The 21,638-nt window shown below is 45.2% G+C and carries 29 protein-coding genes; 14 read left to right on the top strand and 15 right to left on the bottom strand.

The genetic code is table 11. The features are described from left to right. Positions 1-2: 2 nt before the first annotated feature. The 10 genes from AB5627_RS12025 to AB5627_RS11980 all read right to left on the bottom strand — a co-directional run bounded on the left by AB5627_RS12025 (position 3) and on the right by AB5627_RS11980 (position 9,522). Positions 3-1,850 (bottom strand): biotin/lipoyl-binding protein, encoded by a 1,848-nt coding sequence (locus tag AB5627_RS12025; RefSeq protein ID WP_368369866.1) that lies wholly within the window; start codon positions 1,848-1,850, stop codon positions 3-5. Beyond that, complete coding sequence (locus AB5627_RS12020) at positions 1,847-2,533, bottom strand: ABC transporter ATP-binding protein (protein WP_022288690.1); 687 nt, start codon at positions 2,531-2,533, stop codon at positions 1,847-1,849. The genes AB5627_RS12025 and AB5627_RS12020 overlap by 4 nt, the downstream gene beginning before the upstream one ends. A 12-nt stretch (positions 2,534-2,545) precedes the next feature. After that, the gene (locus tag AB5627_RS12015; RefSeq protein ID WP_051706223.1) at positions 2,546-3,991 is read right to left on the bottom strand and encodes an efflux RND transporter periplasmic adaptor subunit; all 1,446 of its coding nucleotides are present in this window, start codon (positions 3,989-3,991) and stop codon (positions 2,546-2,548) included. Between the two features lie 381 nt (positions 3,992-4,372). Next, positions 4,373-5,725: a site-specific integrase gene (locus AB5627_RS12010; RefSeq protein ID WP_287214580.1), complete on the bottom strand. Its 1,353-nt coding sequence runs from the start codon at positions 5,723-5,725 to the stop codon at positions 4,373-4,375. Positions 5,726-5,852: 127 nt separating this feature from the next. Further along, positions 5,853-6,101 carry a helix-turn-helix domain-containing protein gene (locus AB5627_RS12005; protein WP_195221088.1) on the bottom strand — a complete coding sequence of 83 codons (249 nt, stop codon included), beginning with the start codon at positions 6,099-6,101 and terminating at the stop codon, positions 5,853-5,855. Positions 6,102-6,348: 247 nt separating this feature from the next. Then, entirely contained in the window at positions 6,349-7,116 is a 768-nt protein-coding gene (locus AB5627_RS12000) for a phage antirepressor KilAC domain-containing protein (RefSeq protein ID WP_287214578.1), read from the bottom strand. A 472-nt stretch (positions 7,117-7,588) separates the two neighbouring features. Further along, positions 7,589-8,020 (bottom strand): hypothetical protein, encoded by a 432-nt coding sequence (locus AB5627_RS11995; RefSeq protein WP_195221090.1) that lies wholly within the window; start codon positions 8,018-8,020, stop codon positions 7,589-7,591. Further along, positions 8,020-8,514: a helix-turn-helix transcriptional regulator gene (locus tag AB5627_RS11990; RefSeq protein WP_195221091.1), complete on the bottom strand. Its 495-nt coding sequence runs from the start codon at positions 8,512-8,514 to the stop codon at positions 8,020-8,022. Before AB5627_RS11990 ends, AB5627_RS11995 begins: the two co-directional genes overlap by 1 nt. Positions 8,515-8,958: 444 nt before the next feature. Then, entirely contained in the window at positions 8,959-9,087 is a 129-nt protein-coding gene (locus tag AB5627_RS11985) for a hypothetical protein (protein ID WP_272114404.1), read from the bottom strand. A 243-nt stretch (positions 9,088-9,330) separates the two neighbouring features. Next, complete coding sequence (locus AB5627_RS11980) at positions 9,331-9,522, bottom strand: hypothetical protein (protein ID WP_173550964.1); 192 nt, start codon at positions 9,520-9,522, stop codon at positions 9,331-9,333. 123 nt (positions 9,523-9,645) lie between these two features. Between AB5627_RS11980 and AB5627_RS11975 the strand changes: the two genes are divergently transcribed. Then, positions 9,646-10,140 carry a hypothetical protein gene (locus AB5627_RS11975; RefSeq protein ID WP_195221092.1) on the top strand — a complete coding sequence of 165 codons (495 nt, stop codon included), beginning with the start codon at positions 9,646-9,648 and terminating at the stop codon, positions 10,138-10,140. Positions 10,141-10,188: 48 nt separating this feature from the next. Here AB5627_RS11975 and AB5627_RS11970 read toward each other — a convergent pair whose 3' ends face one another. Beyond that, positions 10,189-10,638: a DUF4298 domain-containing protein gene (locus tag AB5627_RS11970; RefSeq protein ID WP_195221093.1), complete on the bottom strand. Its 450-nt coding sequence runs from the start codon at positions 10,636-10,638 to the stop codon at positions 10,189-10,191. Positions 10,639-10,754: 116 nt separating this feature from the next. Then, the gene (locus AB5627_RS11965) at positions 10,755-11,441 is read right to left on the bottom strand and encodes a hypothetical protein (RefSeq protein ID WP_368369865.1); all 687 of its coding nucleotides are present in this window, start codon (positions 11,439-11,441) and stop codon (positions 10,755-10,757) included. Between the two features lie 395 nt (positions 11,442-11,836). Between AB5627_RS11965 and mobC the strand changes: the two genes are divergently transcribed. Both mobC and AB5627_RS11955 read left to right on the top strand, forming a co-directional pair. Beyond that, positions 11,837-12,181 carry a plasmid mobilization relaxosome protein MobC gene (gene mobC / locus AB5627_RS11960; protein WP_368369864.1) on the top strand — a complete coding sequence of 115 codons (345 nt, stop codon included), beginning with the start codon at positions 11,837-11,839 and terminating at the stop codon, positions 12,179-12,181. Next, positions 12,130-13,533, top strand: a complete 1,404-nt coding sequence (locus AB5627_RS11955) for a relaxase/mobilization nuclease domain-containing protein (RefSeq protein WP_368369863.1) — start codon at positions 12,130-12,132, stop codon at positions 13,531-13,533. The genes mobC and AB5627_RS11955 overlap by 52 nt, the downstream gene beginning before the upstream one ends. 232 nt (positions 13,534-13,765) lie before the next feature. Here the strand turns inward: AB5627_RS11955 and AB5627_RS11950 are convergent, their stop codons facing one another. Next, positions 13,766-14,209, bottom strand: a complete 444-nt coding sequence (locus tag AB5627_RS11950; protein WP_368369862.1) for a hypothetical protein — start codon at positions 14,207-14,209, stop codon at positions 13,766-13,768. A gap of 231 nt (positions 14,210-14,440) precedes the next feature. On the opposite strand from AB5627_RS11950, the gene AB5627_RS11945 reads away from it, so the two are divergent. From AB5627_RS11945 to AB5627_RS11910, 8 genes are read left to right on the top strand one after another with little or no spacing between them, the layout of a single operon-like run. Continuing rightward, positions 14,441-14,830 (top strand): single-stranded DNA-binding protein, encoded by a 390-nt coding sequence (locus AB5627_RS11945; RefSeq protein WP_022050215.1) that lies wholly within the window; start codon positions 14,441-14,443, stop codon positions 14,828-14,830. A 27-nt stretch (positions 14,831-14,857) separates the two neighbouring features. Next, a complete protein-coding gene (locus AB5627_RS11940) occupies positions 14,858-15,637 on the top strand; it encodes a ParA family protein (RefSeq protein WP_022050214.1) in 780 nt (259 codons plus the stop codon). Further along, a complete protein-coding gene (locus tag AB5627_RS11935; protein WP_022050213.1) occupies positions 15,631-15,861 on the top strand; it encodes a hypothetical protein in 231 nt (76 codons plus the stop codon). Before AB5627_RS11940 ends, AB5627_RS11935 begins: the two co-directional genes overlap by 7 nt. Beyond that, a complete protein-coding gene (locus AB5627_RS11930; protein ID WP_117856266.1) occupies positions 15,858-16,202 on the top strand; it encodes a hypothetical protein in 345 nt (114 codons plus the stop codon). The genes AB5627_RS11935 and AB5627_RS11930 overlap by 4 nt, the downstream gene beginning before the upstream one ends. Beyond that, positions 16,199-17,149 carry a ParB N-terminal domain-containing protein gene (locus AB5627_RS11925; protein ID WP_368369861.1) on the top strand — a complete coding sequence of 317 codons (951 nt, stop codon included), beginning with the start codon at positions 16,199-16,201 and terminating at the stop codon, positions 17,147-17,149. Before AB5627_RS11930 ends, AB5627_RS11925 begins: the two co-directional genes overlap by 4 nt. A 1-nt stretch (position 17,150) precedes the next feature. Continuing rightward, complete coding sequence (locus tag AB5627_RS11920; protein ID WP_368369860.1) at positions 17,151-17,855, top strand: hypothetical protein; 705 nt, start codon at positions 17,151-17,153, stop codon at positions 17,853-17,855. A gap of 5 nt (positions 17,856-17,860) precedes the next feature. Then, on the top strand, positions 17,861-18,268 hold the full coding sequence (locus AB5627_RS11915; protein ID WP_368369859.1) for a hypothetical protein: 408 nt from the start codon (positions 17,861-17,863) through the stop codon (positions 18,266-18,268). Then, positions 18,265-18,450 carry a hypothetical protein gene (locus tag AB5627_RS11910; protein ID WP_368369858.1) on the top strand — a complete coding sequence of 62 codons (186 nt, stop codon included), beginning with the start codon at positions 18,265-18,267 and terminating at the stop codon, positions 18,448-18,450. The genes AB5627_RS11915 and AB5627_RS11910 overlap by 4 nt, the downstream gene beginning before the upstream one ends. A 99-nt stretch (positions 18,451-18,549) precedes the next feature. On the opposite strand, the gene AB5627_RS11905 is transcribed toward AB5627_RS11910, so the two are convergent. Further along, complete coding sequence (locus AB5627_RS11905) at positions 18,550-19,191, bottom strand: CPBP family intramembrane glutamic endopeptidase (protein ID WP_117923796.1); 642 nt, start codon at positions 19,189-19,191, stop codon at positions 18,550-18,552. A gap of 179 nt (positions 19,192-19,370) precedes the next feature. Between AB5627_RS11905 and AB5627_RS11900 the strand changes: the two genes are divergently transcribed. The 3 genes from AB5627_RS11900 to AB5627_RS11890 all read left to right on the top strand — a co-directional run bounded on the left by AB5627_RS11900 (position 19,371) and on the right by AB5627_RS11890 (position 21,374). Further along, positions 19,371-19,631, top strand: a complete 261-nt coding sequence (locus AB5627_RS11900; protein ID WP_177444242.1) for a hypothetical protein — start codon at positions 19,371-19,373, stop codon at positions 19,629-19,631. Between the two features lie 3 nt (positions 19,632-19,634). Then, positions 19,635-20,960 carry an NYN domain-containing protein gene (locus AB5627_RS11895; protein ID WP_368369857.1) on the top strand — a complete coding sequence of 442 codons (1,326 nt, stop codon included), beginning with the start codon at positions 19,635-19,637 and terminating at the stop codon, positions 20,958-20,960. A 171-nt stretch (positions 20,961-21,131) separates the two neighbouring features. Beyond that, positions 21,132-21,374, top strand: a complete 243-nt coding sequence (locus AB5627_RS11890) for a hypothetical protein (RefSeq protein ID WP_195221108.1) — start codon at positions 21,132-21,134, stop codon at positions 21,372-21,374. Between the two features lie 50 nt (positions 21,375-21,424). On the opposite strand, the gene AB5627_RS11885 is transcribed toward AB5627_RS11890, so the two are convergent. After that, positions 21,425-21,634 (bottom strand): hypothetical protein, encoded by a 210-nt coding sequence (locus AB5627_RS11885; RefSeq protein ID WP_195221110.1) that lies wholly within the window; start codon positions 21,632-21,634, stop codon positions 21,425-21,427. Positions 21,635-21,638 lie beyond the last annotated feature (4 nt).

Here is a 21,638-nt window from a genome sequence, read left to right as displayed (position 1 = left end):
TTTTAATACTCAGGATAAAGGACTTTGTCGGTCTCCTTTGTCCTTACGCCCTCTTTGACGTCCTTGCCGTATGGGAAGCATATCTTATCTTTCATAGAAAGTCCGCCCTTGACCTCGATATTAGTGCCATACATTATCTTGCCTGTTTTTATGTAGCTTTTCACAAGTCTGCCGTCCTTGTCGGCTTTCATTATATAGTAGTTTCCGTTTTCCTGCCTTACATAATGTATAGGCAGATAAACGCTGTCACTGGTCGTGGTGTCATTCACAAATGAAACGCCTACCCAGTCGCCCACGTTGAAATCCGTGCTGTCGCTGAGCCTAGCTTCTATAGTGTAGGTGGAGCTGTTAGGATTGTCGCCCCAGTTGTTTGTCGAGTATGACGTAGGCTCGCTGCTTATCTTTGTTATCTCAGCGCCAATGCTCATTCCAGTGTTGTATGAGTTCACCATAACAGTGTTTCCCACAGCCGCTCTGTCAAGATTAAGCTCGCCCACACTAAAAGTAACGGAAACTCCGCCCTCGCCCTCGATTATTGCGAAAACGTCATCATCAGAGCTGTCACCACTGTAGTCCATGCTGCTGTCTGTAATGTCCATATCGTCTTTGTCGTCACCATCGTCCGAATTATCACCCTCTGCGGCAGCGTCGCCTACAGTGCCTATCTTTTTAACGACTCCGTCGATATTAGCCACTACCTTGCCGTCTGTCTTTTTCTTCAAAGCGTCATTGTAGTCAAGCTTTGCAGACTTAAGGTTAAGCTTTAAGCTCTTTATCTCGTCCTCTTTTTCTGATATCATTTTCTTTATCTCTGCACGGCTGTGCATATAGTCCTCAGAGCCTGAATTTGTACCGCCCGTCTGTGACGGGTCAGCAGGAGTGACATCTATGCCAGCGTCATTATCATCATAATCACCGTTATCAGGTATATCCACATCACCGCCATTGTCGATATCATCAGTATCATCGCTATCGTCAGCACTGTCATCACTGCTGTCCGAGCCTGCAGGCAAAACGATAGAGAACTTGCCGAACTGCTCCACAGAAGTGTCAAGAGAAAGCGTACCGCTTTCCTTATCCTCAGTTATCCCCTGCGAAACTGTCCAGTCTGCAAGCGCCTTTTTGCCAATTGTTTCACGGTTGACTATCCACTTGTATATAAAGTTTGAGTTATCATCATAAACGCAAAGCTCCGCATAAGTCCCCGTTGTCTTTATCCTATCAAGAAACGCTCTGGATACCTTTGTGTTCCTGTTGCAGTTTATAATGTAAGGATCGTCCTTTGTGCCTGCATTTTTCGTCTGGAAAACAGCCTTTACAACGTCCACAGTTTCCACAGGCTCAGGAGTTGGCTCAGGATCTGGAGTTGGCTCTGGGTCTGGTTCCGGCTCTGGTTCCGGCTCAGGATCTGGATCGTCAGGCTCTTGCGGTGCGTCCTCAGAAGGCTTTAAAAGCTTATATTTAGCAAGCTCCTTTTCAGCCATTTTGATGTTCTGCTCGCAGACCTTTACCTGATTTTCTTTCTGTGAAAGCTCCAGCTCCACCACCGTCATGTCATATTCAAGTATAGTGTCGCCCTTTTTCACAGTGTCGCCCTTTTTTACAAACACCTTTTTAACAAGCTTCTCGTTGTCAAGAGTAATTCTCTGAGCATTGGCAGAAACTATCTGCCCGTCCATGTTCACTGAGCTGTCCCACTCGTAACTATCCGCAGTTTCCGCCATAAGGTCAACAGGAACTACCGACACAACAGTTTTCTTGTCCTGATTTTTCTTATATTTCATTGCTCCCGCATATCCGCCTCCGCCAAGGATAGCTATGCACAGGAGTGTTATTATTACCTTTTTCATTCCTGCTCACCTGCCTTTTCTCCATGAAGCTCGCCATCACGGATATACATTATCCTCTTTGCACATCTTGCAATGTCAGGCTCGTGTGTTATCATAACGATAGTAACACCGTCGTCATTAAGCTCCTTGAAAAGCTCCATTACCTGATCGCCCGACTTTGTGTCAAGAGCGCCTGTGGGTTCGTCTGCAAGAAGAAGCTTTGGATTGTTGACTATCGCCCTTGCAATAGCCACCCTCTGCTTCTGACCGCCTGAAAGCTGAGTAGGCTTGAACATCATTCTCTGTGCAAGCCCCACCTTTTCAAGAGCCGCCTTTGCTCTCTGACGTCTTTCTCTTTTGCCTACCCCCGCATAAAGCAGCGGAAGCTCCACATTTTCAAGTGCTGATTGTCTAGGGAGCAGATTAAAGTTCTGAAACACAAAACCTATCTTCTTGTTTCTTATCTCCGAAAGCTTCCTATCCTTTGCCTGCATAATGTCACAGCCGTCAAAAACAAAGCTACCCTTTGTCTGCTTGTCAAGACAGCCTATAATGTTCATGAGCGTAGACTTTCCCGAGCCTGACGGACCCATTATCGCCACATATTCCCCCTCTGAGACCTCAAGGGAAATATCCTTAAGCACAGGCACAGCTTCCTTGCCCTGCAAATAATCCTTGTAGATATTTTTCAGTTCAAATACCATTGCAAGCCCTCCTTATTCAGCGAAAGCTGCGTCAGCATCAGCAGCGTCGGCATTCTCACCGTCTGCATTTTCTGCATTTTCCTCTTCACCGTAAAGCTTGTTGAAGTATTCTTCTATCTCCTCGTCCGTCATGCTTGCAAGCATATCCTCGTCTATAGCCATGCCGTCCTCATCGCTTCCGTCATAAACGATGTCCTCGTCACCGCCCTCGATATTATCGTCACCGTCCGTGTTGTCGTTCGGGTCAAGGTCATTAGGCGGAACAGACACGTCAGCCTCATTTGTGGTAGCCGTCATGCCCTCCTCGATAGACTTGTCAGGGTATGCGATATAATCGCCTTTTTCAAGACCTGATTTTATCTCGCAGTCACCGTTATCCTCGTCCTTCTGACCTATTTCAACATATCTCTTTTCTATCTTTCCGTCCTCGTTCTTAGCCCAGACGTAGTTCTTTTTGCCGTCCTTGCAGATAAAGTCGGAATAGAGCCATATGCCCGTCTTGTTTATAGAAGTGTCCTGTCCGTTGTCTATCTCGATAAGAACGTGCTGACCGAGCATAAGTCCGTCAAAGCTCTCAGGCTTAACATAGAAAGCATAGTTTGAAGACTGGCTCATCTCATCGCTTGAACCGTAGCTGTACATGTACATATCGTCAGAATTTTTCTGCGGACTTGTGTCAACAGAAGTTATCTCGCCCTTCCAAGTGGAATCATCAAGCCTTGACTTTACGATAACAGAAACGCCCTGCATGATGTCAGTGCTGTTCTGCTCGTTGAATCTGCCCTTTATTCTGTAGTCGCCCTCTTCTGTTATCTGCATTATAACGTCGCCGCCGTCCTCCTGAAGCTTGTCCACCGTCTTGACGTTCTTAACAGTTCCGTCAATAGAAGCGGTGACGTATGCGTTCTTTGTGGAAACCTCCAGCTTTTTGATCTCAACGTTTTTAGCCTTTATGTCATATTCGTTCTTGGCGATGTCGCTCTGCAAAGAAAGTATCTGTGTCGTGTATGACACAGCGGCGTCCTGATCAACGTTTTTCTTTTCCTTTTCAAGCTCAGCTATCTGGCTCTTGTTTGAGGTTATCTCGTTCTGAAGCCTCTCGACCTCAAGCTTAGCCTGCTCAAGCTGAAGGTTTATAGCCTCAACGTCATATGTAAGAAGCTTGTCACCCTTTTTAACAGAGTCACCGTCCTTAACAAGTATCTCGTCCACCGTCTTTGAGCTGTCATACTTTACGTCCACAGACTCCTGCGCCTCAACAACGCCCAAAAACGAGCAATTAGAAAGCTTGAAGTCCGACACTGTGTTAAGCGACGATACCTTCTGCACATATACCTTCTGTGAGCTTTTTGAGCCTCCCTTGCCGGTCTTTTTCCATACGAAAAAGCCTCCCACACACACTGCGCAGACGATAACAAGCACTATTATAACAGTGCATATCCTTTTTTTCGTGGTCATTGCAATACCTCCGTTTGTGATTTTTTCAAAACAGCATAAAAAAAATCCGCCTGACAGCAGCCAGACGGATAAAACAGCCCCACTCTCCCCATAAGGGTATAGCATGAGCGTATTATTCTTTGTTATCTTGCTGTCCTGTTGTCTTTTGTTCTTATCTGTTTTTATGTATACATTATACCATAAAATCGGGACAAAGTCCAGCGCATTATATGAACTTTTTCGTTTTATACGCTTTTTCTTTCGGTATTACGGCATTTGCGAAGCTTCCGTGAAATCATATAATTGACTTCTACCAAAAATTTCTACCAATTTTTCTACCAAAATCGCTCTTTTTCGATTCTTTCTATTTCGTCCTCGGTTTTGTCACAGTATATTATATAATTACACGGCTGCGGTCTGTGACTTGTACGCAGGGGTATCTTTCTTCTTTTTTCTGCTGTTTGACTTCTTAGATGCTTCTTCCGGCGCAGTCTCCTTTGTGTTGGTGGGAGCATCTTCCTTTTTGCCGCTGAGAACCCTTGCAATGGTTTCAGCCGAAGTGACCTTAGCATGATACTCCAAATGGCTATAAAGATTTGCCGTGATATTAAATGTTGCATGACCGAGCCATTCCTGAATCGCCTTCATTGGAATATCATTTGCAAGCAAAAGACTCGCACAGCTATGTCTCAGATCATGGAATCTAAGCATCTTCATTCCATTCTTCTTGATCACCTGATGAAAATCATGAGTGACCGTGTTTGGACTGATGAGCTTTCCATAAGGATCACAGCATACAAAGCCTTCAAACTCCGTAATATAATCTTTACCACAGAGCTTTTTATGATGCTTATCCATATCCTTCTTTTCGAGAAGCATATCTCTGATATGAGGAATCAGCGGAAGTGTTCTTCTTGTAGAGTTTGTTTTCAGTCTTGTCTCCACAAAGAGCTTGGGCTGTCCACTTTCGTCATAATCGCTTACGACCTTGCGTTCGATAGTGATAGTACCTTTCTTGAAGTCGATTGAATCCCACTTCAATCCAAGAATTTCACATCTTCTCAGACCGTAGTATGCTGCGATATGCACGATAAGCTCCAGCTTGTGACCTTTGAATACCTCAAACAATTCATTCAGCTCGTCTACATTATAAAAGACAGCCTCATGTCTGTCTGCTCTCGGTACGCTCATCTTGTCCATAGGGTGCTGTGTCAGCATTTCCATTTTTACTGCATAGGCAAAAGCCGAATGCAAAGCAAGGTAATACTGCTTGACTGTACTTCCCTTAACGCCCTCGTCCATTTTATGGTTGAGGTAAGCCTGGATATGTGTATGGTTCAGGTCGGCAAGCGTCACATCAGGATAATGAACAGCCATGTATTTTACAAAACGCTCTGCATTTCTCTTGTAGCACTGGAATGTGGTTCTGGCAGAATTCGCCTTGATCGCAGTGAGCCAATCGGAAAAGAAACTGTTAAGTTCCTTATTAACGATGATGTTTTCATCACTTTCGGCGTCACTATCGTTCTTGCGGTTGATACTGAGCACGACCTGATTATTGTTCCACTGCTCTGCAAACTCAGCTACGATCTCCTCGACAGCTTCGTTGAGAGATTTCTTGGTGCATTTCTCAGGCAGTCCCGTTGACACCCACTTGCGCTTACGCTTTCCCACTTTATCCTTGAAATCAAAGACAACATACTGTTTTCCGTTCTTCACGGAAGTGATGTACTTATAAGGCAGACTTGCTTTCATTATTATTTCCTCCTTGCGTTGAAAGCGGTAGAAGTCTGCTGTTGACAACTCAATTATAGCGCGAATCGTAATATAATGCAAGACCTACCAACCGCAATTCTCTATTTTCGGCGCATTGACCTGGTTTTCACGGCTTGTTTTGTGCGCGTTGCAGAACGTAATTTATGACCTCGATCTTTGCCACTCTGATCTTGCGACCATCAGGCATCCGAGGTATCTTACCTTCTCTGACAAACTTGCATACCGTCTTGTATTTCAGGTCGAGCATTTCACATAGCTGGTCTACGCCTACAATATCGGGATACTCAGCAAACATCGTTCGATATACATCGTCCTCTGCCTGTTGATGCTCCTGAACTTCAACAGTTTCGTCCATGATGAACACTCCTCTCAGGGAGGAAGAAATAGAAAACAAATAGCGTTGATGTTTCATATTCAGTTTTCAAGATGCTGTAATACATCGTCTGTCGGTTATTTTTATGCCCAAAGATTGATGTACTGTTGGCAGCTCCTACTCCGAGGAATAGAAGCTCCCGACGGCACATCAGCCGTCGTTCAAAACAAGGAGGCGTGTGTGGAACGCCGTAGGCAGTACTCGTTGAACGGATACTCCCGACAGCGTTTCAGCTATCGTCCTGCTCGATAAGCGGCAGGATACCATCTTTCTTTAATTGGTCATAGATGAATATGCGCCCTTGCTGTGTCCAATAGGAATGGATTTTGGCAGTAGGATCGCCGTTCTTATCGTAAACAGTGTGTGTCTTTGACTTCATATATCCTCTGTCTGCATATTTCTGATACAGAAGCCATATCTGCCCTTGCTTATACTGTATTCCGTGTTCATGAAGCCATTTATTCAGCCATTTTGCGGACTTTCCGTAGTCTTTTGCTATCGTGGTTATGGGCATAAGCCCCTCGGAATGCAGTACCATATCGCAATAGTCTGCTTTCGGTTTCATAACCTCTATCTGCTTTGCCTGAACAGCAGTTGTTTCGATAAGGCTGCCGTTCTGCTGTTTAGCAAGCTCCAGCTTCTGGTCTGCGATCTGCAATGCCCTTGCCATGACCGCATCGGGACTGTTCCATTGCTTTTCAAGGTTTATGAAGTATTCACGGCAGCACTTGCCGATTTCGGTACGCTGGATCATACACAGCTCCTTTGCCATATCAATGGTGAGCTGATGGTCGATATACCCCTGAGAACCACCTTTTGAGTGATGAACAAAAATGTTCGTCACTGAATAATCCACATTTTCAGTGAATCCATACTCGCACATTCGTGGAAACCACATTCTATATGGTGTCTGCACTTCAAGTGCAGCGTGAAGCTCCCGTCCGCTGACGGTAGGATTATCATTATCGTATTTCACAGCGATTGTGATCTCATTCATATAGAACACCCTCTCTCTATCTTGTCGGTGTTTATGTTTGCGTTGTACTCCTGAGCTGTCGGGAACGGAAATCCGCTCCCGGCACAGGAGCGGCAGTTTAATCTGCCAATATGAAAATAGGAGAAATGGAACTGTCGCATTCAGAGATGTTTTTGGCAGAACCCAAGTCTCAGACACAGGTTCTCCCGACAGCATCTCTGCTGTCTTAGTGAAAGGTATTTCGATAGAGCATCGAAAAAAATGAAAGAAAAGCGAATCTGTGGAAACGGCTCAGCCTGAAAATGGACAAAGAAGCTGTGCCGTTCCCTCAGCTCAATAGTTTGCCTTCGTAAAAGAAGGAGGAATTCGAGAGGTTCAATGTCTGCTTCATTAAACCCCTTCACTTTACTACCGTGAAAATCGGAAAAGTGGGAAAGATTTTCGGGATTTTTTTCTTGAAAAAGAAGAAAATCGGCATTATGCACAAAGTTGTCTATTCGTTTTCGTGCAAGATGATGTACTCTTTCAGTTTCTCCTTTGCAAGCCTGAGACGATACCTCACCATATTCTTTGTAAGCCCATATTTGCTTGCAAGATACATCAAAGTCACCTTGTTCGTGCTATAAAAATAGTCCTTTATCAGTGCATAACCCTCCGGAAACTCTGCTCTGAGCATTTCCATTGCAACAGGCAGGAAGTCAAGCCGAGACTGAAATAGTGCTTCTTTTTCGGCTGCAATCTCGTTTATAGGAAGAGTCGAGGGATCGGCTATGACGGTCACAAGCTCGTCATAATCTACGGAATATGCCCGAAAGTCCGCTTCTTTCTCCTCAATCCACATTTCCTTGCGCCTGAGCTTGTTATATTCATCCTCAATATGGCGCGGCACATCATCTCCAAAGTGCGTATAGAAAAACTTACCCATTACTTGCTGCCCTCCATGTCAGAGGTCAGATTTGTAAGAGTTTTCACACCGAGCTTCTTCATACGGTCATTAAATGCCGTAAGGGTGTAGCTCTCATTGTAAGCACAGCCGTTCAGATAATCACAGAGGATATAATCAGCCTGGTTCTTGAAGCCGTATGTTCCTGGGATAAGATTATCGCTTTTGAAGAAAAGGTGTCTCTGTCTGAACGGGTGAAGCCTGAGTGCGATACATACAGCACACAGGTAACGCTGCCGTATCTTCCTCTCATTTTTCAGGTAACGGGAGATCGTACACTGGCTGATACCCGTCATTCTTGCGAACATATCCTGACTGATATTATACTCATTCAGATAACGTGCCAGTGCATCACCAAAGGTATCTGCATCCTGTAAAAGCCGATTGTCCGTCCCGAATATGTAGATAGCATAGCTTTGAGGTTCTTCTATTTCAGTGAACAGCGGAATCCGAGGAATCTGAATAATACTTTTCATAAAAATCTCCGTCCTTTCCGTCGGACGGAGAAGCGCAAATGAACACAGTAATCCTATCATTCGGTTTCAAACCGTCCGACAATCAAACATTACTCGTTCATTTGACTGTTCATTATTCAGTTGTCCATACAGTGATCGAGTAACCCTATTGCGCATTAGGTTCACCATATGGAGCGGAGTCCTCATATCGGACTGCGTACTCTCATAATTATAACCCAAACAGCGCGAAAAAGCCAGATAACAACCGTTTCCGAACGGAATAGCCGCTATCGTTCAAAACACCGTATTTCCGCATTTCTGTGATACTTTCTCTGTGCTGTACCCTTATAGGTGAATGATACAGTTTATCAGCATACAAGCCATAAAGCACCAGATTTTGTATTATTCCAAACGGAATATATTTCACAGAACTTTCATTCTGTAAGGCGATTTTTCATCATTCTATCACATTTCGGCATAGAAAAAACGGTCTGATCTGCTCAGACCGCCTTTAAGATGTATGTAGTGACATACAATCTCAGCATTTGTTACAGCAAAGAAGAAATCCGCAAGGCAATCATTGCAGACTGTCATCTATTGTTATTGTCCGGTACACAGCTATCACCTCCGTAAAATCGAAATAACCGATCAAGTCTGTATGGTACTGTATAGGAACAAACAAATGCCAAGCTGTATGCTTGTCTGATTATTATTACACCGGAAGACCGGATATAACCAGAAATTATAATAAAAGAGCCGTTACACACTAACAGCTCTCATCATGGGGAAACTTTGAACCCACTGGGATCAAAGTCGGTCACAATGGCTGGTAAGCACTCATTCACCGATAATATCCTCATCAGTAAGCTCGATCTCTCCATTCTCCTTTTCATATTCCTTTATTTTTTCTTTCACAAGAGTTTCGATCATATTAGTCATGGAGCGATTCTGTGATTCAGCGATCTTCTTGATCTTTGCGTGGTCGATCAGATTCAGGCGAAGCGTAAACGAAGTTTTTATAATAGCCATAGCAATACCTCACTTTCACTATTATCATACCACTTTAGGCTTCTTTTGTATGCAGTCAGGTTGACACCACTTTGATACCTTGATATAATAATTATAATATTATTTAAAGCGAGGTATACCGAAATGCTGAACATTTATACCGTAAGTTTTTTCGGACATAGAAGCATTGAACGAGCGTCAGAAATAGAAAATCGACTTGATAAGTTCCTGCATGACATTATCACGCAGAAAGAGTACGTCGAATTTCTCATAGGGCGTGATGGAGAATTTGATCTTCTTGCTTCTGCTGCTATCAAAAGAGCTGTCCGTGAATATGGATACGGCAACACGCATTTTACTCTGGTTCTGCCGTACATGAAAGCAGAATATCGGGATAACGAAAAAGAATACCTCGACTACTATGATGAAGTCGAGGTATGTGAGGAATCGTCCGAAGCTCACCCGAAGGCAGCTATCCTGATCAGGAACAGGTATCTTGTTTACCGTTCCGACCTTATTGTGTGCTGTATTCAGCGCGAAAGCGGCGGAGCATATAAAACAATGCAGTATGCGGAGAAGCTTGGAAAGAGAATCATAAATCTTTCTGAACAACAAGGCTTTGAAAGGTCAATCTGCTGAAAAGAAAAAGCCCTCATAGTTGAGAGCTTCACTATCTGATACCATGTTTTAGTCAGTCGAGGATTCTTCGAGCAGATTATAAATACCATCCTCAGAGAGAACGCCACGTTTCAGGTCTTTTGGGAGAAGTCCTGCTTCATCGGCAGCAAAGTCACGCTTCCAAGCATCACTGATGTAATAGGCAGATAGCTCACCAAGTAGCTTCTTGTGTTCAGGTGAGTTGCTGTCCAGTGCCTGAACCCTGTCCATTATCTTTTCGTAATGTGTGATACGCTCAATATGTTCCTGTATCGGAGCGGAATACTTAGGCGTGATCTTCTCAAATCCGTGTATGACCTGTTTATCCGAGAACTTGGACAGCTTACCATCCGACCATTCTATAAAAACATTGTCCATTTCGTCTATGTAAAGTATTGTTGCCGTAGAGCCGACGGGATAATCTCCGGTGACCGCTTCGGTCATTCTGATATTAGCACCGACTGTAATTGAATCCATCATAGTAATAACCTCCTACTGATTTCACACACTTGCTCTATTATACTACAATGGAGTTTGAGTGTCAAGAATCAGGAGGTTTATTCATCGGGCTGCACAAAAGCTGTGCAGCTCTTTTTCTATTTCAATATCTTCTTTATCTGTTCATCACTTGCATGGGGCAGAACCTTCCGCAGATGTTCAAAGATAAGCTGATAGGATTCTTCCGGTTCCCTCTGATAGACCTTATCCGTAAATTTATCACCCATATACTTTTCGGGAGTAGAATACTCTGCCACACCCCACCCGTAGGGCTGCCCGTTCTTGTCGGTCATATAGACGAAGTTGCTTGTGATAATATAGCATTGCTCCTGTAATTTGGTGATAGAAGTATCAAATCCTTTATTGCCGCCCTTGCGATAATCACCGAGCTTTTTCAGTTCTTTGGATATGATCGGAGCGTTATTGTCAAGCAGATCATAGAAGACTTTATCTGTATGTTTTGCAAGCCCCTCATCGTACCTTGCATCGAAGTCATATCCGTCACGGCGATAGTTTGCAAAGTCGGGAAACCACTCCTTGCTGATATAGACCGCTTTGTGTTCAAAGAACTTTCCATAGGCACAGCCTGTTTTCTGAATGACCGGACTTTTCCATTCCCAAGCGTCCCACTGTCCGCTGTCAGAGTAATACCAGTGTTCCGGTGCAATATGCTCCTCTATGGAAAAGCCTTTGATACTGTTTCGGAAGAACGGCAGAAATCCGTACTTGTTTATTGCTTTTATCAGGTCAGTTTCCGACCTGATCGTGAACCGCATAGCTGCCATAAACCTCAGCTCCTTTTCCTTATTATATCACGGCAGGCAGAATCGGTCAAGGTATGACACAATTTGATGGTGAGAAGGAACATATCGGAAGTAAAATTCACGCCAATCACAATTGTAAATTTTTTGTGAATATTTCCGCTTTTCTTTCCCACTTTTTCAATTTTCACGGTAGTAAAGTGAGGGGGTGTGTGCGCACAGTCGTACAGCTCCAATTCCCATATAAAGTGGGAAAAATCCGAGAGCCGCAGGCTCAATTTGAAAAACGCCCGATCAGGGCGGTTTCAAAACCAGCAAGCACGGCACTGGCGCACTACAAATTTGAGATTTGAGTACCGCCAGCGCAGATGCTTGTCAGAGGGCGCTGCCCCTAAGACCCCGAACAGAAAGGAGAGAAAATGAAGAAGAAAATCAAGCGAACACGGAGCGTTCAGGTACGGTTGACACAGGAAGAATACGACTTCCTTGAGCAGAAGTTCAGGCTCAGCGGTTATAAGTCTAAAAGTGAGTTTATGCGTATCGCATTCTTTGATACACTTATCGTGAAATTCAGCACCGAGGATATGCAGGAATTGTTACGGCTTGTCCGCAGTATTTCCAACAATGTGAATCAGATAGCGGTTCGTGTGAACAGTACCGACAAGGTTTACCGTGAGGATATGGATAATATCAAGGACGGAGTTGAGAAGATATGGCAACAACTAAGATATTTCCAATCACAGCTACGGTCGGTTCAGCAATAGCCTACATTGCTGCCGCTGCCAAGACCGACAACGGCAGACTGATCAGCACCTTTATGTGCAGTCGTGAACCCAGCAAGGCTGCCAAAGAATTTGCTGAAGTCACAGCAACAGGTACAGGCAGAAGCACCGTCATTGCCCAGCACTTCATTATGTCGTTCAAGCCTGGGGAGGTTACTCCCGAAAGAGCTATGGAGATCGGCAAGGAAATGTGCGAAAAATACCTTAAAGATCAGTACCAATACTATCTCGCAGTCCATACCGATAAAGGTCATGTTCATCTGCATTGTATCTTCAATAATACGAACCTCATCAATGGGCTTACTTTTGAGACATTGGAGAACCGCAGATTTACAGAGAAAGACAGGTCATACAACAAGCTCCGTACCCTTGCAGACGAGGTATGCCGGCGGCATCATCTCTCCGTAGTCGAACACCCCGAAATGGGTAAAGGCAAGAGCCATTGGGAATGGGATATGAACCGTCAGGGATTATCGTGGAAGGCAAAGCTGAAATACACGATAGATCAGGTCATCAAGGTCAGCGAGGACTTCGATGATTTTCTCAGGAAGTGCGCCGATTTCGGTGTGTTTGTCGAGTATAATCCCGACCACAAGATCGACCTGAAATTTATGCTTGCCGAGCAGAAGGAACGCAATCCGAGAGCCAAGTTTACACGCGCCCGAACACTCGGCTGGTTCTACGAGACAAAGCAGATCAGGCAGCGTATTGAGCAGAACAAGGGCGTTATGATCTATGTGCCGAGGTCAAAGATCAGAGTTATCACGAAGAAGCCCCTGAACAAGTTTATTCAGGACGCTATCGACCGTGGCAATATGAAGCTCGCCAGTATTGCTAAGAATGTGATCGCTGAGTATGGTATCGAGCCTGAAAATCTTCGCAGTGAAGCTATCTCTACCTATGCTCACAGCCGAACACTTCTCTCCGAGCTGAACACCATGAACACGGAGATAGACGATCTCAAATTCAAGCTGAAAGTCCTGCGGCAGTACCGCAAGTTCAAAAGGTGCGCCGAGGAGCTGAAAACTCTCAGCGGTCTGGCTGCGAAGAAGTACCGCAAAGACCACAGCTATGACCTGAACGAATACGGGAAAGTCCGCACTCAGGTGTTGGAGCTTTACCCGTCCGGTCATATCCCGACCGTGGAGAGCTTGGAGCAAAAAATAAACGCCCTTATGCAAGGGCGTTCACAGAAAGATATGCAGTTTCGTGAGGAAGATAAACGGGCGCGTGACCTTGCCGACGCACAGCGTACCATTGAGGAATTTCTCCGTCAGGAACGCAGCGAGCAGCAGCAAGATCGCAAGCGTAAAAAGAATGGGGATTTAGAGTGATTAAATGTTAAATAGAATCTTAGCACATTCTGGGCAAAAGCAGTAACCCTTTTTTTCATTCAAGCGAAAGTCATATATTTCTTTGCAATAAGTTACGATTTCATTGCACTCATTGCACCGAACTATAACACAATCCAAAATAGAGCTATTATACAGTTCTTGAGGAATAGCCTTGTATAAATCTCCATATTCGATACTACCATCTTTTGACGATTTATAAGATACTCGTTTTTTAATCAGATTCATTTTGCTTCTTCTCCTTTTGCAACTCTTTGAAAGTCTCCAACGCCGTGAGTAATAGCTTATTCACGCTCATACCGAGCGTTTCCGCATAAGCCTTGATCGCATCACGCTCCTCGGCGGACACATACAGCTTCAGCGTTTTGTAATTCGCTTTGGCATACTGTGCGTTTGAGGAAATCTTCTTGGAACGAGCCTGCTTCTGCTGGCACTCCTTACAATACTTTTGAGAGCCTGCCGTCACCTTATAAGGCTTTTCGCAGATAGAGCATATCTGTTCGCTGCCGATCGCAACAGCTTCTCCGGCTTGCTTCTTCTCCTTATATGCCTTATTCCGCATGACCTGAGCCTTGTCACGGCAGTAGATGCAGTATTTCGCTCTGGCGGACGGCGATTCAAACTCCATTCCGCAGATCTGGCAAGTGTGCTTATACATCAGATCACCCCTTGATCGGTTATTACAGCTATTCTATCACATTAATGGGGATATGTCAAGTATAATTGAAAATATAGTGACGCTGCACTGGGGAAATCAGATAATTTGCTGCGCATTGCCGAAATTCAAAAACTTCTCAAAATTATACTTGACAATAGGGATATTGAATAGTATAATGAAAGCACAACAGGAACACAGAAACCCGAAACCACGAAAGGAAGGTAAATACCTATGTTAAACAAATTCTTAGTCTCAGGCAGAATGACTGCCGATCCCGAAATCAAGACTATTGGTGAGAACCGCCTCTGCGAGTTCACTATCGCTTGCGAACGTCCGAAGCGTAAGGGTGAGGAGACTGCCGAGACAGACTTCTTCCCCTGCACCGCCTGGAACCGCAACGCCGATGTGATCGTCGATTGGTTCGGCAAGGGCGATATGGTGACACTCGTCGGCTCAGTCCACAACAAACGCTATGAAAAGGACGGTCAGAAGCGTTCGGCTATCGAGGTCAAGGTCGAGGAGATCCACTTCAACGGCGGTAAGAAGCGTGAGAACACCGCACCGACTGACAACGGCTACGATAATCCCTACGCAAAAACAGAGGACGATCCGCTGTTCTAAAGTATAATCACAAGGAGGATAAAGAAAATGGGCATCACGATCGCAATCAGTAATCAGAAAGGCGGTGTGGGCAAATCCACCACAGCCTATAATCTCGGAGCTTGCCTTGCTCTGAACCATGACAAGAAGGTGCTTCTCATCGACTTCGATCCGCAGGCGAACCTCTCCGAATACCTGAAATACGAGCCGGACGGCAACCCGACCATGACACAGCTTATCATGTCATTCTACACAGGAAATCCCGTGACCGCCGAGACAGCTCAGAGAGCGATCCGTCACAGCGAAACCGCAGGAGTGGACTACCTTCCCGCCGACATCAACCTCGCCAATGCGGAAACGATCATGGTCACGATGATCTCAAAGGAGCATATTCTCCGCAGGATACTCACGGAAGATGTGATCGGAGCGTATGACTTCGTGCTGATCGACTGCCTGCCGTCCCTCGGAACGCTCCTTATCAATGCCCTTACCGCTGCGGACAGAGTGCTGATACCCGTGCAGACGCAGAAGTTCAGTATGGACGGTTTGCAGTCCCTTGAAGCTCTCACACAGCTTGTCAAGGCAAATACCAACCCGAAGCTGAACCTCATCGGAGTGCTGCCGACTATGGTTGACCGCACAAAGGTCAGCAGAACGGCGATAGAAACCCTCAATGAAAAGTACGGCGAAATGCTGTTCAGGACAAGCATCAGCAAGTCCATTGAAGCGGCGAAAAGCTCCGAGAACGGCACACCGCTTTGTCTCACAGGTCACAAGTTAGGTCAGGAATATGATGAATTAGCTCAGGAGGTGCTTTCAAGATGTTAAGTATGTCAGAACTCGCAATGAACCCCAACCGCAAGGTCACTACCAAATGCTACGGCGAAGTTAAGGTGTGGAACGACCGTGAAGAAGCTCAGGCTTATTTCCTTGAAGCGATGATGAACAGTGACGGCGCAGAGCATGACCGCTACTCCGGCATCTACATTCAGCTTCAGAACGGGCTTGACTACTGCACCGATGAAGATGATGACGAGGAGGATGAGTCATGAAGCCCTTTGATACCGATAAAATGCCGTGGCTTTTCACTCCCCACGGCGAGGGTGAGCTGAATGAGTATTTCAGCTCCGACCACAGCATAGTCATTTCCGAGACTTCTAAGGAAGTGATCGCAAGCCTTTCCGAGAGCCGTGACAGGTTCTCAGGGAAGCTATGCTACACCTTCAATTACAATCAGCGCAGATACAGATACACGCTCCTGCGGTTTGCGGATATGATCGTCCGTGCAGATGTGACGGCGAAAAAGCTGAAAAGCCGCATTATGGAGCTTGACGCAGAGAACCGTGAGCTTCGCAAACAGCTTGCGGACATGGAAAGGAAGATGAAACGATGAATACACCGCAGTTTGACCTGAGTGCTATGCTCTCCACACCGCAGCAGACCGCTGTTCAGCAGATTCCTTGCGACAAACTCCACCCATATCACAATCACAAGTTTGAGCTGTACTCCGGCGAGAGACTTGAAGATATGGTAGCCAGCATCAAGGAAAATGGTGTGCTATCACCGATCATCGTTCAGCCGGACGGAGACGGATACGAAATTCTTATCGGTCACAACCGCTGGAATGCTTCTAAACTTGCAGGACTGTCGACTGTTCCGTCGATCATCAAGGCAGGGCTCACCGAGGACGAAGCCGAAATGTATGTCATAGAGTCGAATGTTATGCAGAGAGGCTTTGAAAACCTCAGAATATCGGAACAGGCTGCCGCCGTTGCACTCCGCCATTCCGAAATGTTCTCTCAGGGCAAGCGGAATGATATTCTCAGGGAGCTTGCACGCCTTGAAAATCCCTCAGCCGAACCCGACAGCTCAACTTTGAATCCAGTGGGTTCAAAGTTAGACACGAGCGAGAGCATCGGAAATGAGTACGGTGTCAGCAAAGGCTCGGTAGTAAGGCTTATTCGTATCAATAAGCTCACTGATGAGCTGAAAGCCCTTGTGGACAGCGGAGATATTGCTATCCGAACAGGCGTGGAGCTTTCTTTCCTTTCTGAAGATACACAGGCTGTTGTCGCTGAATGTGCTGAGGACTGGAAGATCGACATGAAAAACGCTAAGAAGCTCCGTGCTTCTGCCGACAGCGAGGGCAATATCACTCCCGAAACCGTTCACGCTATTCTTTACGGCGAGGACACCGAGCCGAAAGTGAAGTCCAAAAGTGTGAAGATCAGCCACGATATTTATACCAAGTATTTCAGCAACGGCGAGAAGCCGAAAGAGATCACGGAAACCATTGAAAAGGCACTTGCTTTTTATTTTGAAAATATGGAGGAGAACTAACATGAAGAAGATTATCACAGCGGTATTCTGCACCGCACTTGCACTCAACTCAGGGCTTACCGCCTACGCTGCCGAAGCCCCCGACCGTGAAAGCCTTGAAACCGCCATTTGGGAAGACATCTGGAACGGCAAGGGCGATAATGGTCTTGACTATCCCGAAGCATCGTACAAGCATCATCTGCTTGACAAGTGGCTCGATGATAACTACGGCACAGGCGGATATGACTGGACCGATGTGGGCGAGGTCACACACGGCTACCGCAGATACTACCGTGACCTGATCGACGGCTGGGACTTTGAGGACGATAACGATGGCGGCTGGACGATCGAGACTGAGGATAACTTTTACAGCTTCACGCTCCTGAACGGCACTTGGCAGATGATCGACCGCAACGGCGATACCGTGGACACCTTTCCTCCGTTCAGTACCTTGAAAGATGAACCCGAAGAAAGCACAGGCGTTCATCAGATCAACGATAACGGCGAGGACTCACCGAGAGTGATCGGAGAGGTCACAGCACGAACGGAAACTGCTTCTGAGGGCGGTTCTTCCGCAGAGGGTAACGATACCCCCGACAGTCCGTCAAGCGGTTCTGAGGGCGATTCTGCGCAGTCTGAGACAAATCCTCTGCCTATCATTGCAGGAGTGGCAGCTCTCGCAGGAGTCGGCGGTATCGGCTACTATATGACGAAGAAAAGGAAGTGACGGCAATGATTTTCAAGAGCAAACAGACCGTGGACGGCGCTCCCGTGTGGGAAGTCGATACCGACACACAGACGGTTCGCCACCGCAGCCCTAAGACGGGCAAAACAGAGCGTTATATGTTCCACACCGATCAAATCAGGTATTATCTGCATCACATTGAAGATAAGCGGCCTGACCTCTTGCAGGAGATCGTGGACAAGGGCGAGATCTACAAGCACCTTGACGAGCTTGACACAAAGGTCACGGACGCAGTTAATCGTCAGACCGAGCTTCTTATGCAGTCGAGCCGTGACTATCAAATTGCCGTTGAATCGGGCAATCTCAATGCGGTTGGCTCAATCGGAAATCTGCTACGTATGCAGGCACAGAGAGCCGTGTACGATACAATGATCTATCTTTGGAGGGACGAATGATGTTTTGTGCGAACTGTTACAAGGAAATTCCCGCAGGCAAGAGTTATTACAAGCATCAGGATACCAATCAGAGCTACTGCTCCCTGGACTTTCTGAATGATCACATGATCTATACCCACACGATCACCCTTGAAACAAGCGAGGGTGAAGAAAGCACTGAGGAGCAGGACAATGACGAGTGAGGGGCATTTTTGCGGAATAATAAGAAACGGATAGCCGTCTGTTTATGACGGTCTATCCGTGTTTGAGTGTATTCGGGTACTGAGATAAATCAGAATTTGTCAAACAATAAACATTCTGACAACGGTATTTAAGAAGTCATATAATCCATGTGCAAAAACAACACCCATATAACCGCAATCTTTAATTTTGTATTTTGCAAAACCAAATACAAGTCCTATGCCAAATGTAAATATCACTTGAATGATACTTCCGTTGATGATATGCCAAAGTCCAAACAAGAAAGATGCAATTACAACAGCAAGCCATTTGTTCTTCTCAAAGAAATTCATGAAAGCATCTTGTAAATATTCTCGAAACACAAATTCTTCCACTGGCCCGATGATTAACATATAAAACAAAAAATCATAAGTGAGAACAGTCCACGAAAAATCCATATGATTTCCTATGAGCGAAAAGCCACAAAAGGCAGGAACAATGGCAATCACAACATTAAGAACGAGTGCTATCGCAGCACCAATCAAATATTGACGTTTATTTTTTGGTGCAATATTGATTTTCATATTTGTTAATTTCATTGCAATCAATGCAATCAGTCCATTAGACAAGTTGAGAAATATATGCACAATAACTTTAAGTGCAGTTATGTCTATGTATTTTACGAATTTCGCACAAAACGTAACTGTACATATCATTACAAGCGATAAAGAAAGAATAACAATATTTCTTTTTTTAACTTCCATACTCTCACTCCCAAATTCCGATTTAAGCGAGGAAGTAGTATTACATCCCACTTATACTTATTATACCAAACCGCCCCGAAAAGGTCAATACGCAAGCCCTTTTTTCACGCCCCTTTTCGTTGCAATATACCACCGATTATGCTATAATAGTCGTACAGAGCAGATCAGAGGTGAGAGCAATGGATAACGAAAACAAAGAATTAGTAAACCGTTCATTATACAAGCGAATCAAATCAATGAACCGTGCTGAAATGGAGAATTTCGTGAGAAATGTCTTTAATCAGGGCTATGAGAAAGCCGAGAAAGAAACGCACAGCATTGATTATGACAGTCTGAGAGCCGACCTGAGCCGCATTAAGGGTATCGGTGAAAGTCGGCTTGAAGAAATAATGACTGTCATTGATAAACATATTGAAAATACAAGCGATAAAGGAGGTTAAACCTTGACCGTTGATACCAAAGAGGTAGTTACCACGATCGCCTATATGATCGGTGTCCGAATGTCGGCACTCACCGCAAGCTATGGGGAATGTGCCGAGCTGATAGACAAGCTCAAAGCCGACCGTGATGCTACTGCTATACGATATTTATGTAAGCTGCGAACCGTACTGATGCAGAAGTTCAAAAAGACCGATGATCTGATGCGGTATCAGCTCAAAAATCTGTATAACATCGAATGGTATGACCACGATAACATCAAGCAGCTTGAAAAATGGGGATTCACCATTATCCAAGCGAATTACCGTTCGGACAAGTATATGCAGGATCTCACAAAACTCATTAACGAAAACATTGATAAGTGTTCCCATTTGTTCTACGACTGGCTGAATTGGGAGTATATCCGAGATCTGTTCTCTGTCCCGAAGTATAACAAGAACGGCGTGATGAAAGATGAGTTCAACAAGTACATGGCGAACATCGAGCATTACCCGTTTCAGATGTATATTCACTGGCAGCCTGCCGATGTGGGAAGCATCGTCTATTCCGACCGCAAGTTCCTGAAGATCATCTACGGTCAGCATAATGACAGCTTCACAGACTTCACGAAATATAAGGACGCTGATGATGAAACCCGAAATAATATTTATGAATTTATTGACAGCTCTGAGAAAACAGCAATTGCCGTCGATTGTGAGAACAGTAATCCCTTTAAGCTGTATAGTGTTCTGAAAGGCTTAAATCAAGATGAACTTGCCAAGATCGAGAAAATCACGCTCTATGACGATCCGAACACTACCGCTGGCTGGGACTGGCTCTCCAAATTCACGCAGATACCCGTTGAACATATCGAGATCGACCGTGTGACCGACAGAAAGTCCCTGGTTGATTTAAGAATGACAGCGAGTGTTGTCACGGATTTCTACCGTGACGGGATCACATCGTTTATTATTGTGTCGAGTGATTCCGACTTTTGGGGACTCATTGAGAGCCTGCCGAAAGCTCACTTCCTTGTCATGTACGAATATGAGAAGTGCGGAACGTCAATCAAAAACGCCCTCGCACAGCACGGTATCTACTATTGTGCCATTGACGATTTCTGCTCCGCTGCCACCGAGGACATGAAGCGAGCTGTTCTCTTTGCGGAGCTTGAAAAGCATCTCCCCACCCTCTATGGGGAAAATCCTCTGGAACTCACGCAGAAGATTTATGAAGCTACAAGAGTTACCGCTACCAAGAAGGAAATGGAGAACTTCTGTAATCGGTACGTCAAGACCTTGCGGCTCAAGGTCAACTCCGAGGGAAAGTTTGTGATTGAGATACAGAAATAACGAATCAGGGAGCGAAGCTACGCTCCCTGTTCTGTTTTGTGCGTTATGTTATGGGGAAATTGCTTTCAGAGGTCTTTTTTGCGGCGCATATCCAGATATGATCTGAAAGGCTGGACTTTCATTCTGCACTGCTTTATACTTATAATATAGCCATTACAAGGAGGTCAACCTATGGATATTTTGAGGGATATGGTGGAACACATACGCTTGGACTTTGACCGCACTCTGTTGGACGATGAAGATTACACCGGTGCAGAAGAAAGACTGCACAGCTTCATAGAAAACGAGCTGCCGCCTGAGAAGTCGCAAGAAATGGACTCACTCGTTAATGATGTAACAAATGCCATGTTTCACGCTGCCATCTTGTACGGCATCAAGTATGGAGCAAGGCTCACGGCAGAATTGCTGGAATGATAAAAGCCCACGCAGATCACAACTGATTTGCGTGGGCTTTTTTATCTCTATCAATTATCCGCATCATTTCTGTATTTTATAACAGGGATCTGCTTTGTTTTCTTCCCGACCTTAACACGATTAAGACAAAATATCATATCGGGTGTTCTTTGAAAATATCCCTCACTTTTCAGCCAGCTCATTCCGCACTTGCAATGCTTCAATCCGATAAACTGCTGTTTCATTTTCCTGCCGCATTCGGGGCATATTCTATCAGCCATATAT

The sequence above is a fragment of the Ruminococcus sp. RTP21198st1_G1_RTP21198_201120 genome, from assembly GCF_040924265.1.
In the GTDB taxonomy this organism is placed as follows: domain Bacteria; phylum Bacillota; class Clostridia; order Oscillospirales; family Ruminococcaceae; genus Hominimerdicola; species Hominimerdicola aceti.
Note: the sequence above shows the minus strand (reverse complement) of the source record. Positions and strands in the feature narration are given on the sequence as shown.